9 protein-coding genes are annotated in these 10,632 nt (G+C 62.7%); 1 reads left to right on the forward strand and 8 read right to left on the reverse strand.

Annotated features, from left to right (window positions below; all coding sequences use genetic code 11):
• The 5 genes from JWR14_RS29065 to JWR14_RS29085 all read right to left on the reverse strand — a co-directional run.
• The coding region (locus tag JWR14_RS29065) for an FUSC family protein (RefSeq protein ID WP_299715989.1) at positions 1 to 892 on the reverse strand (892 nt) is incomplete at its 3' end.
• Positions 893 to 1,189: 297 nt separating this feature from the next.
• Positions 1,190 to 1,822: a DUF2894 domain-containing protein gene (locus tag JWR14_RS29070; RefSeq protein WP_299715992.1), complete on the reverse strand. Its 633-nt coding sequence runs from the start codon at positions 1,820 to 1,822 to the stop codon at positions 1,190 to 1,192.
• Positions 1,815 to 2,462 (reverse strand): OmpA family protein, encoded by a 648-nt coding sequence (locus JWR14_RS29075; RefSeq protein ID WP_299715995.1) that lies wholly within the window; start codon positions 2,460 to 2,462, stop codon positions 1,815 to 1,817. The genes JWR14_RS29070 and JWR14_RS29075 overlap by 8 nt, the downstream gene beginning before the upstream one ends.
• Complete coding sequence (locus tag JWR14_RS29080; protein WP_299715998.1) at positions 2,459 to 4,819, reverse strand: DUF802 domain-containing protein; 2,361 nt, start codon at positions 4,817 to 4,819, stop codon at positions 2,459 to 2,461. Before JWR14_RS29080 ends, JWR14_RS29075 begins: the two co-directional genes overlap by 4 nt.
• Positions 4,820 to 4,829: 10 nt before the next feature.
• A complete protein-coding gene (locus JWR14_RS29085) occupies positions 4,830 to 5,570 on the reverse strand; it encodes a DUF3348 domain-containing protein (RefSeq protein ID WP_299716001.1) in 741 nt (246 codons plus the stop codon).
• A gap of 312 nt (positions 5,571 to 5,882) precedes the next feature.
• Between JWR14_RS29085 and JWR14_RS29090 the strand changes: the two genes are divergently transcribed.
• Positions 5,883 to 6,191 (forward strand): putative quinol monooxygenase, encoded by a 309-nt coding sequence (locus JWR14_RS29090; RefSeq protein ID WP_299716004.1) that lies wholly within the window; start codon positions 5,883 to 5,885, stop codon positions 6,189 to 6,191.
• Between the two features lie 103 nt (positions 6,192 to 6,294).
• On the opposite strand, the gene JWR14_RS29095 is transcribed toward JWR14_RS29090, so the two are convergent.
• The 3 genes from JWR14_RS29095 to JWR14_RS29105 form a co-directional block, all read right to left on the reverse strand.
• Positions 6,295 to 7,422: a zinc-dependent alcohol dehydrogenase family protein gene (locus JWR14_RS29095; protein ID WP_299716007.1), complete on the reverse strand. Its 1,128-nt coding sequence runs from the start codon at positions 7,420 to 7,422 to the stop codon at positions 6,295 to 6,297.
• Entirely contained in the window at positions 7,419 to 9,083 is a 1,665-nt protein-coding gene (locus tag JWR14_RS29100) for an acetolactate synthase large subunit (RefSeq protein ID WP_299716010.1), read from the reverse strand. Before JWR14_RS29100 ends, JWR14_RS29095 begins: the two co-directional genes overlap by 4 nt.
• A 91-nt stretch (positions 9,084 to 9,174) precedes the next feature.
• Positions 9,175 to 10,632, reverse strand: a 1,458-nt coding sequence (locus tag JWR14_RS29105) for a CoA-transferase (RefSeq protein WP_299716013.1), incomplete at its 5' end; no start/stop codon positions are given.

Here is a 10,632-nt window from a genome sequence, read left to right on the forward strand (position 1 = left end):
CCCAGATCAGAAGCGGCGCGTGCTCGGCGACCGGCAGACAGGCAAGGCCTAACGGAACGCCGATCAACGTGCCGATAATACGGCGACGCACGCGCTGTTTGGTGCCGGTCGCCGATCCCGCGACCACGTAAGTGCATGCAGTGATTGCCCAGGCAGATTCCTCAAGGCCGAACAAATCGTTCAGGATCACGATGATCAACGCGCCGGTGGCCGCCTGTAATCCCATGAAGAACTCCGGCGAGTATCGACGGAACCCGGATGCCGTGCCGGCCGCGAGCGCTGCTATGGAAACGGGTCGCTCCGCAGGGCCGCTTAGCACGCGTGGCACGATCGACGCCAACGCGGCGATCAACGCGGCAATCACAATGGCCCACAGGTCGGCGACCGTCAGGCGGACGCCATATGCGAGCAACTCTCCAATATATATTTGCGATCCGATTCCGGCGCCCAGCACTCCGAATCGCTTCAAATACCCGACCAGGAAAGCGCCGGTCACAAGAATCAGTTCTGGGCCCGCCCGCCCGGCAGTCTGCAATGGCTGGGCAAAAATCACGAACAGGATCGCGCCTAGTGCGGCAGCGAAACTGAGCAGCGCGAGATCCCGGCTCGACTCGGCGCGCGTCGTTTTTCCCTCGGACACGCTCGCCCAGAGCGCGAAGCTTCCAGCAAGGTAACCCAGCGATACGCTGCTGGGCACGCTGTGGGCAATATCCTGCAGCGTCCCGAGCGCAGCCGCGATACCGTACGCCGTCACGAGCCGCAAACCCTTGATGCGACGATGTGTACCGGGGTCGACCTGATCCAGCCAACGGGCAACTGCCGCTAAAGGTCGCAGGATGCCCCGGCGACATTTCCCACCGTAGTCCCTGGAGCTTTGCGGTTCATCATTCATTGGCTTCACCGTGTCGTTTTGCAGGGCTCGTTCGACCAACAACGTAAAGTGGTTTATAGGGTCGCAGGAAAAGCTGGAAGTATCAACCGGGATGACGACCTGATCGCGTTGAAACTGCTGACGAAGCCGACAAAATCAGGAGCCTGAATTTCTCAACCTATTTGATAGTCGAATTTCGTCAATCGATTTTATTTGACGAGTGTGTTGCAGTGCACTTTCGATCCGGCTAACTTGTGGATTCGTGACATGGTCGGCAACGGCTGCCACGCAAGCATGATGTCCGTTACGTCCGCCGCGCTAGCGTAGTTTGCCGCGCGTACTTTTCCGCGGGCTTCCGGTGCGAGGCGCATCCTTTTCCGGCAAGGCGTTGCCGCCGTTCATCTGCTCCATCCATGACAAGGCGTCGATGTACGACATGAACTGCTGCAGATACCCTGGCGACAACTCGCGCATCAGCGAGAGCGAACGATGCACGAGGCTACTCGAGTTGAGCGGCCCGGCATTCCCGGGCACTTGCGCAAGCGACTGCCGAAATTGTCTCTCGGTACTGAGCTGTGTCCAGGTTTTCCTGAAGTACTCAAGCACCTCCATTTCTGGATAAGAGGAGAGGCGGGGCATGGGGTCGTCGCTATTCGCCACCGCATGGCGACTCACGTACTCAACCAGTCCGGCAAGTGCACCACGAGCGGGCCCGTCGACAATGGCCGCTTCCGACGCAGCGCTCTCAAGATCCCTGCCATAAGCCTCAATTAGTTTGGATAGCTTATCATCCAGGATGCATCGCGCCTCGCCGCTGCGGCTGGCCGCACGCCGATCCAGCGCTTCCATAAAGTGAAACCGGACGGGATCCAGCCGATCGGCGCCTCGCTCGCGCCATGCATCGAGCGTCGAGCGGAACTCGCTCTTTACAGCGCTAACGTCGTTATTCACCGGACTTCACCGTTGCGCTCGACGGCCTTGGGACAGGCGCTATTTCCACTCGCCGGTTCCTCGCCCGTCCCTCGTTATCGGCATTCGGGCTCACGGGCTGTTGCGAACCGAACGCGGCCGCGAATACCGCGGAGGAGGGGACGCCCGCATCAATCAACGCACGGGTTACCGTCAACGCGCGCTGGGCCGACAGTTCCCAGTTGTCGGCAAAGCGACGGTTACCTTCCCGCAATTGCCGGTCATCGGTAAAACCGCTCACCATCAGGATCTGGTCGTTGGCCTGGAGATAAGCAGTTAGCGGCCCGGCCAGGCTCTTCAACACGTCCCGGCCTTCGGGTTGCAATTGATCGGAGTTGAGCGCGAACAACACGCTGCCGTTGATGCCAATACGCCCGTTGACCAGCGTCACCCGGCCGGCTGCCAGCGGCCCGGCCAGCGCCTGCTCCAGGGTCTTGCGGCGCTGCGTTTCCAACTGCCGCTGCCTGACCTCGTGTTCAAGCTTGGAAGACAGTTCCAGCTGCACGCCGATCACACCCACCATGATCAACATGAAGGCGCCCAGCAGCACTGACATCAAATCGGCGAAGACGGGCCATATTGGCGCGGTCGTCTCCACGCCGCCGTCGATATCCTCGCTCATTCGACTACGGCTCCATCTCCGGCGGACGCACGCCTGCCCGCGAGCTGCTGCAGGTTTTCGACAATCTGCTTCTGCGACATCATGCTCAGGTCGATGACTTCCCGAGCCTGCGCCACGTAATACGCAAGCTGTTCGTCACTGCGCGCGAGTGATTTGTCCAGCGCGACTTCAATACGCTGAAGATGAGTCACCAGCTTTTCGTTCGAATCGCCGAACACCTGTACGGCCATACCGAATGCTTCGCCCAGGCTCGCGACCTCGACCGCACTGCCCGTGACCTGCGCGGCAACGGCTCCGAGCTTGCCGGTTTCGGCCTCGACCTTGTCGGCGAACTGGGTGCCCACGCGTTCCAGCAGACCCGCCGACGTCGCGACCAGCGCGTCAACGGCTGAGCGCTGCTCGGTGGACGCATGGTTCACGGCGTCGAGCAGCGTTTCCAGCGTTGCGAGCAAACGGCTGCGTTCCTCGAGCATCGCGGTGTCGCGGACCATGCTGTCGGAGAGCTTCTGGCGCAGTTCGGCAACGACCTCGGCCGCGGCCTTGGGCGCTTCCGATGCTGCTTGCACGAGCCGTTCGATTTCGGCGATCGTGCTGCTGGTATGCGCCTGCGTCTGGGCCGATAGCTCGCGCGCAGTCCGCTCCAGCGCGTCGCAAATCTCCTGCTGCCGGCTTGCGGTGCGCGTGCCAACCTGCTCCCATTCGCGGCTTAGCGTAGCGGCCATCGAACCGAGGGTCTCGGTCCAGGCCGCCAGCCTCTGCTGGTCCCGCGATGCCAATTCCGCCTGCAGGTTTGCCGCGGCCTTGGGCGCTTCCGACGCAGCTTGTACGAGCCGGTCGATCTCGGCGATCGTGTTGCTGGCGTGCGCCTGCGTTTGAGCCGATATGTCGCGTGCAGTTTGCGCCAGCGTGTCGCACATCTCCTGTTGCCGGCTCGCGGTGCGCGTGCCCGCCTGATCCCACTCGCGGCTCAGCGTAGCGGCCATCGAACCGAGCGTCTCGGTCCAGACAGCGAGCCGTTGCTCGTCCCGTGATGCCAACTCGCCCTGCAGGTCCGCCTGCGATTGGCCAACGGTGAGCAGCAACGAAGCTGAATGCTGCTCGAAAGTCGCTGCCGCCGCGGCCAGGGCCTGCTGGTGGTGACTCGCCAGCTTCTCGCCAGCGCGTTCTTGCCGTGACAGCGCTTCGTTCCACGCCGCCGACACATTGCCGGCCGTGGTGTCCAGTCGCGCGGAGACGCCCTCCAGCAGCCCAGCCGAACGTTGCTCGAAGGTTTCGGTGAACTGATCCAGCGACGTGCGCAGTTGCTGGACCAGCGCTTCGCTTGATCGCTGATGTCCCTCAAGTGCCTGGTTCCAGATACCGGCCACAGTGGTGGTGCTCGCCTCGAAACCGCTCGACAGCCCGTCCAGCTGCTGCTGCACGGCATGGGTGACGGTGGCGTGCAAGGAAGCTGTCTCGCGGGCAAGGCCCGCCATCGTGGCCTCCATGACCGGCTGGAGCGCCGCGCCGGCGGCGCGGGTGCTGTCGGCAACGCTCTCTTTCAACGACCGCTCCACCGATGAAGCGAGCCGCGCGTAGGTCGCCTCGGTCTTGCCATGGAAGGCCTCCTGGCTGGCGATCTGCTGCGCGTTGACGGCGAGGTTCTGTTGCTCGATGGCCGCCATCATCATCTGCAGCCGATTGACGAGTTCAGGCATACCCTCGGCCTGCCGCTGCAGGAGCTTGAAGGTTTCTTCGCGCTGATGAGTTTGCGAGTAGATGCGCAATGTGCTCGCGATCTTTACGTCGAGCATCTGTCCGGCGTCGATCCGTTCGCGCCGGCACAGTGCGGAAAGCAGCCCGAGCATGGCGGATGTGGCCACGCCTGCAATCGAAGTGCCGAACGCAAATCCCAATCCCCTGACCGGCGCGGCCAGTGAATCGCGGATGGCCTGCAGGTCCGTCGCGCTTTCCAGCGCCATGCCTGTGCCCCTCAGGGTCGCCACCATGCCCAGCAGCGTGCCCAGCATGCCCAGCAACACGAGCAAGCCGACCAGGTAAGACGCAAGCGCCGGGCCGGGCAAGGCTACCCGCTCGCCCTCGATGCGCAGGCGCACCGCATTGCGCAGGCCGGGATGCAATCGGTCGAGCCAGGCGCCCAAGCCGGGCGGAGGTCCGGACAGATCGGTGACAGCGCGCGTCAGGGTGGACGTGGCCTGGCTGTAGCGTTGCAACTCCAGCGCGCCCGCCAGATAGCAGGCGCCAATCAACAAAGTGACGGCCAGCGCCAGCGGGTTCGAGCCGACGTAGCCTGCGCCGATCCAGCACACAGCGGCCAGACCTACCAAAAAAACGACAAGATTCAGATATCTGGACATAGCGTCCCAGTTAGCTGGTGCGAAGGGCCGCGAGCAACCCTTCGACCGGTTGAAAACGAAGATCCAGTTCGGCCAGCAACACACTCTGCATATCCTTGCGGAACACGTTCAGCCACGCGCCCGGTGTGATTGGCGGGGCGTTCTCCGACACTTGGGTGTCGGCCAGTGTCTCCCGCTCGGCCTTGCGCAAGCGCTCAAAGTGGCCGCCGAGCAACCCGGGCACGGTGGCGAGCAAACTCCGCTCGCGCGGGCTCAGCGCGCGCTCCATGACGACATCCACCTCCGCGAGCCGGCTCATGGCGGGTGTCCTCGCGGCCAGCTTGACCCGGAGTCGGCCACGCAGGTTGCCGATACCCGTCTCCATCGTCTGCTGCATGGACAGATACGTCTGACGAAAGGCCGGATAGTCGATAGCATCGTCCATGGGAGCTGTGTGAGAGGACGTTTGCGCGGACCCGTGCCGCTTGGCGGCGGACGCACTACCGCCGACGATGGCATTCGCCAACGCGCTGCGCACACGGGCACACTCGGCCTCCTCCGCGCGGCCAACCGCTTGCGCGCCGGGGGTTACTGCAGGCGGATTGCCGTTGAGCGCCGTGGACAGCGCGATGGCGTCCGTCCAATGGATCCATTGGCTCAGCCTGTCCGAGAGCGCTTGTCTGGATTCGGTAACATCGACATCCGCCAGGCGCGCCAGTAGGCGAATGAGCGTCGGGCCGCTGAAAGCTGTGCGCTGAGGGGCTTGCACCATACCACCAGAGTCAAAAAGTTCGCTAGTTTACACGCGGACGGGATAGTGGCCGCCGTGTCGCGAAAAGCCAGGCGCGCGAATGTGGGATTTCACAGTGTTCGACGTGCCGCTCACGATGTCGGAATGTCGGGCTCGGTAGTAGCCATCGGCATGGTTGGTGATGGGCGTTAGCAGATTATCGCGAGGGCAATCCTCCGAGCCCAAAGCCTTACTGGGATGCAAGGCAAGGCAGGCGCCGCCAGCATCTCTAGCCGGACGCGGCTATGATTACGACCGGCAATCCATGCCGAACCACCAAAGGAGAATGTCCGGATGATTCACGTCATTGCCACGATCACTGCGCTGCCCGGTTCACGCGACGCAGTGCTGGAGTTATTTCGCAAGAACCAGCCGGCAGTGCTGGCGGAAAATGGATGTATCAGCTACGAAGCGGTCATCGATGTACCAGACTTCGGTGCGATTCAGACACCCCTCGGCAATGACACGTTTGCCGTGATCGAACGCTGGGAAAGCGCTGAAGCGTTGAAGGCGCATGGCGCCTCTGCGCATATGGCCGAATATGGACGCAACACCAAGCCGTTGCTCGCCAGCCGTGTGATTAATGTGCTGCAAGTCTGCTAAAGCGTGGGTTGACCTGCGCCGAGCGTAGCTAGCGGACGCTCCATCATCAGCCCGATGACGGCACATCGCGGAATGCTGCGGACCGCGATGTCTTGCCCCGGCATCAATCGAATACCACCACTTGGCGAATCGCTTTGCCTTCGTGGAGCAGGTCAAAACCAAGGTTGATTTCATCGAGCTTAAGGCGCCCCGTGAGCAGCTTGTTCACGGGCAATCGGCCCTGCAAATACAGATCGATGTAGCGTGGGATGTCGCGCGAAGGCACGCATGTTCCAATATAGCTGCCCTTGAGCGTGCGCTCCTCTGCCACAAGACTGACTGCGGGAAGCGGCCAAAGCGCGGTTGACGGGGGCAGCCCGGCTGTAATGGTCGAACCGCCCCGGCGAGTAATGCGGTAAGCCAGGTCCAGCGCGTTGATCGAGCCGGCGAACTCAAAAGCGAACTCGACGCCGCCCGAACTGAGCGCGCGGACGTGCTCGATCGCATCGGCCCGACCGGCGTTGACCGTGTGCGTGGCGCCCAGGGCTCGCGCCTGCTCGAGCTTGGCATCGGACAAGTCGATGGCGATGATCTGCCGGGCGCCAGCCGCCTGCGCGCCAATGAGTGCCGCCAGGCCAACACCGCCGAGGCCGACAACTGCCACGGATGCGCCGACCCTGACCTGCGCCGTGTTGACCACCGCGCCTACGCCCGTCAGCACCGCACAGCCGAACAGCGCGGCTTCATCGAGCGGAACACTGGAATCTATCTTCACGACAGAGCGGCGCGACACGGTCGCATACTCGGCAAACACCGAACATCCCAGATGATGGTTCAGGGCCTCGCCGCCGCGCGTGAGACGGCGTGCACCGGAGAGCAACGTGCCGGCACCGTTTGCCGCGGCGCCCGGCTCGCAGAGGGCGGGGCGGCCTTCGGCACAGGGCGCACAGTGGCCACAGCTCGGCACGAACACCACGACGACGTGATCGCCAACCTGAAGGTCGGTCACGCCTGTCCCCAGTTGCTCGACAACACCCGCCGCTTCATGGCCGAGCGCCATTGGCATGGGACGTGGCCGGTCGCCGTTGATGACGGAGAGGTCGGAGTGACACAGCCCGGCGGCGGCGATCTTGATTAGCACTTCGTCGGCGCCGGGCGGCGCCAAGTCGATCTCCTCGATATGCAAAGGGCGGGAGAGGGCGTAGGGCGGTGTTGCGCCCATCGCCTGCAGGACTGCTGCCTTGATCTTCATTGTGCCGCCTCCATAACGCGATTCTTGAGTTCATCGACGAGTACGCGGGTGTTCTCCGAGTAGTCGACCGGAACGATGACCAACTGCACGCCGCCCTCGCGGAACGCCGTTTCCAGCGTTGGCGCCAGCGCCTCGGCCGACTCAACGCGCCTTCCCTCGGCGCCATAGGCATCGGCGTACTTGAGGAAATCGGGGTTGCCGAAAGTGAGGCCCCAGTCCGGGAAGTTGTCGACGGCCTGTTTCCATCGGATCATGCCGTAGGCATCGTCCTGGATAATTAGTACAACGAGATTGAGCTTCAGCCGGACGGCGGTCTCGAGTTCCTGCGAGTTCATCATGAAGCCACCGTCGCCGCACACCGCCATCACGCGCCGGGCAGGGTAGAGCATCGCCGCCATCATGGCCGAGGGCAAGCCTGCGCCCATCGTCGCCAATGCATTGTCGAGCAGCAGCGTGTTGGCACTGCGTGTCCGATAACATCGCGCGAACCAGATCTTGTACATGCCGTTATCGAGTGCGACGATGCCGTCGGCCGGCATGACCTCGCGCACGTCGTGCACGATGCGTTGCGGCGTCAGCGGGAAGCGCGATTCCTGTGCCCGGTCCAGCGTGCGTCTCAAGATACCTTCGCGCAGCGGCGCCAATGCAGCTGCGTTTGGAAGCTTGCCTTGAACCTGATCGGCAAGCCGCGCCAGACTCAGGCCGAGGTCGCCCACTACTTCGGCATGCGGGAAGAACACCTCTTCAACGTGCGCTGGCGTATAACCCACGTGAACGACCTTTGGTCCCTTCGGCCCCATGATGAACGGTGGCTTTTCGACCGTGTCATGTCCGATCGCCACGATCAGGTCTGCACGATCGATCGCCTCGTGCAAGTAGTCGCGCGCACTCAGCGCGGCCGTTCCCATCCAGAGTTCCGTGGCCTCGTTGTTACCGACCGCAGCGACAGTGCCCTTGCCCATCTGGGTGTTGAAGAACGGGATACCGGTACGCCGGATGAACTCGGTCAATTGACCTGCCAGCCGTGGCCGGTTGCTGGCGGCACCGAACATGACCAACGGCCGCTCGGCTTGCATCAGCAAAGCCGCGGCCCGTTCGATGGCAGCCTCTTGCGCCACCGGCAGCTCGACGGGATGCAGCGGAACGAGCGTCACGTCATCGCTTACCTCTTGCGCGGCCACGTCTTCGGGCAGCTCAAGATGGACCGGGCCAGGCCGCTCGTCCGCGGCCAGCCGGAACGCCTCGCGCACGACTGTCGGAATGCTGGCGCCGCTGACTATTTGCCGGGACGCCTTGGTCAGGGGTTTCATCGTGGCGACAATGTCGACTATCTGGAACCGCGCCTGGTGCGCCGTCATGATGGGCTTCTGGCCCGTAATGAGCACCATTGGCATGGCGCCAAGATGGGCGTAGGCGGCACCCGTAACCAGATTTAGCGCGCCGGGACCGAGTGTCGCCATGCAGACGCCGGGCCTGCCCGTCAGGCGGCCGTGGGTCGCCGCCATGAAGGCCGCGGACTGTTCATGGCGGGTCACGATCAGCTGGATACTGGAGCGCCGCAGCGACTCGACGACGTCGAGATTTTCTTCGCCGGGTACGGCGAAGATCCGGTCGACACCTTCGTTTTCCAGCGCCTTGACGAACAGGTCGGATGCTTTCATAGGGAGTCACCTTGCTGGTTTAGACCACAGCTAGTCGTGGGTTGAATTAATGATCGTGCCGGCGTGCCATTGAGGCGTGAGTCAGCGGGTCTTACTTGCGCGCGCCGGGCTCGCCGAACTGCCTGCGGTCGATATCCTCGAGTCCGCGTGTCGCATGAGCTGCGGCTTGCGCGTGTGTTTCGCAAACATGTGATGCAGGATCGAACTCGCCAAATGCAGCATCAAGCTTCATGCGCATGAATGCACTGGTACTGAAGCGAGTCGCCGAACTGTAGTACTTGAGTTGCAACTGCCTGACCATCTCGAAGTACGCATCGGCCTCCGACTCGTCCAGCCGAAATCCGTCATAGTTGACCATCAGCGAAACCTTGTGGCCGATGCGACCGCAGAATGCTTCGAGCACACGCCGAACACTTTCGATGTCGCCGTTCGAGCGGATCGCCATGCCTTCGAAATTCGCGAACATCGTGTCGCGCCCGGCGTCGTAGCTGAGCCGGCCGCTCATCTGCAAATCGAGCAGCACGGTTGCCAGTCCCATGATCTGTGGCAAGAAAATTCGAGAGTCCATTAATCGCACGTCTCGCACAATAGGTGCGAAGTCCATGTGGGCAAGAATGTCGCGGTCGATATCGATGCCGGGTGCGATTTCCGTCAGCTCGAGCCCTTCGGGCACGCGCCGAAAGACGCAACGCTCGGTCACATACAGCACGGCCTGACCGCGTTCGGCAGCGAGCGATCCATTGAATGTGATCTGCTCGACAGACTCGACGAGTTTCTTCTTCGAGCCCTCCGAGACGATACGCAGACGTCCATCCTCGACCACCACTTCCAGGCCGCCGGCCGTGAACGTTCCCGCGAATACCACGCGGCGGGCGTTCTGGCTGATGTTGATAAACCCGCCGGCACCGGCTAGTCGCGGACCGAAGCGGCTGACGTTGACGTTGCCGCACCGGTCGATCTCCGCCATGCCGAGACAGGCGAGGTCCAGCCCTCCACCATCGTAGAAGTCGAACTGCTGGTTCTGATGAAGCAGGGCGTCGATGTTGATCGCCGCGCCGAAGTTCAAGCCACCCTGCGGGGTGCCGCCGATCAGGCCGGGCTCGGCCGTCAACGTCAGATGGCTGAGCAGCCGTTCTTCCGCGGCCACGGCTGCGACGACTTCTGGAACTCCGATACCAAGATTGATTACGCCACCGAGCGGCAGCTCGAACGCACATCGGCGTGCGATCACTTTGCGCTCGTCGAGCACCGGGCTTTCCATCGTCCCCAATGGGACTTTCATCTCGCCGGAGAACGCAGGGTTATACGCTGTACCGTACGTCTGGGCGTGAGTGTCAGGACGGGCGACCACAACACGGTCAACAAATATTCCCGGTACGACTACTGCCCGCGGATCGAGCGTGCCGCTCGCGGCGATCCGTTCCACCTGGACGATCACCAGTCCGTTTGAATTATGGGCGGCCATGGCAGCTTCCATGGCGTCGAGCACGAGTGCCTCGCGTTCCATCGTGACGTTGCCTTCGGGGTCGGCCGTGGTGCCGCGAATCAG

This window comes from Caballeronia sp. (assembly GCF_028292365.1).
In the GTDB taxonomy this organism is placed as follows: Bacteria; Pseudomonadota; Gammaproteobacteria; order Burkholderiales; family Burkholderiaceae; genus Caballeronia.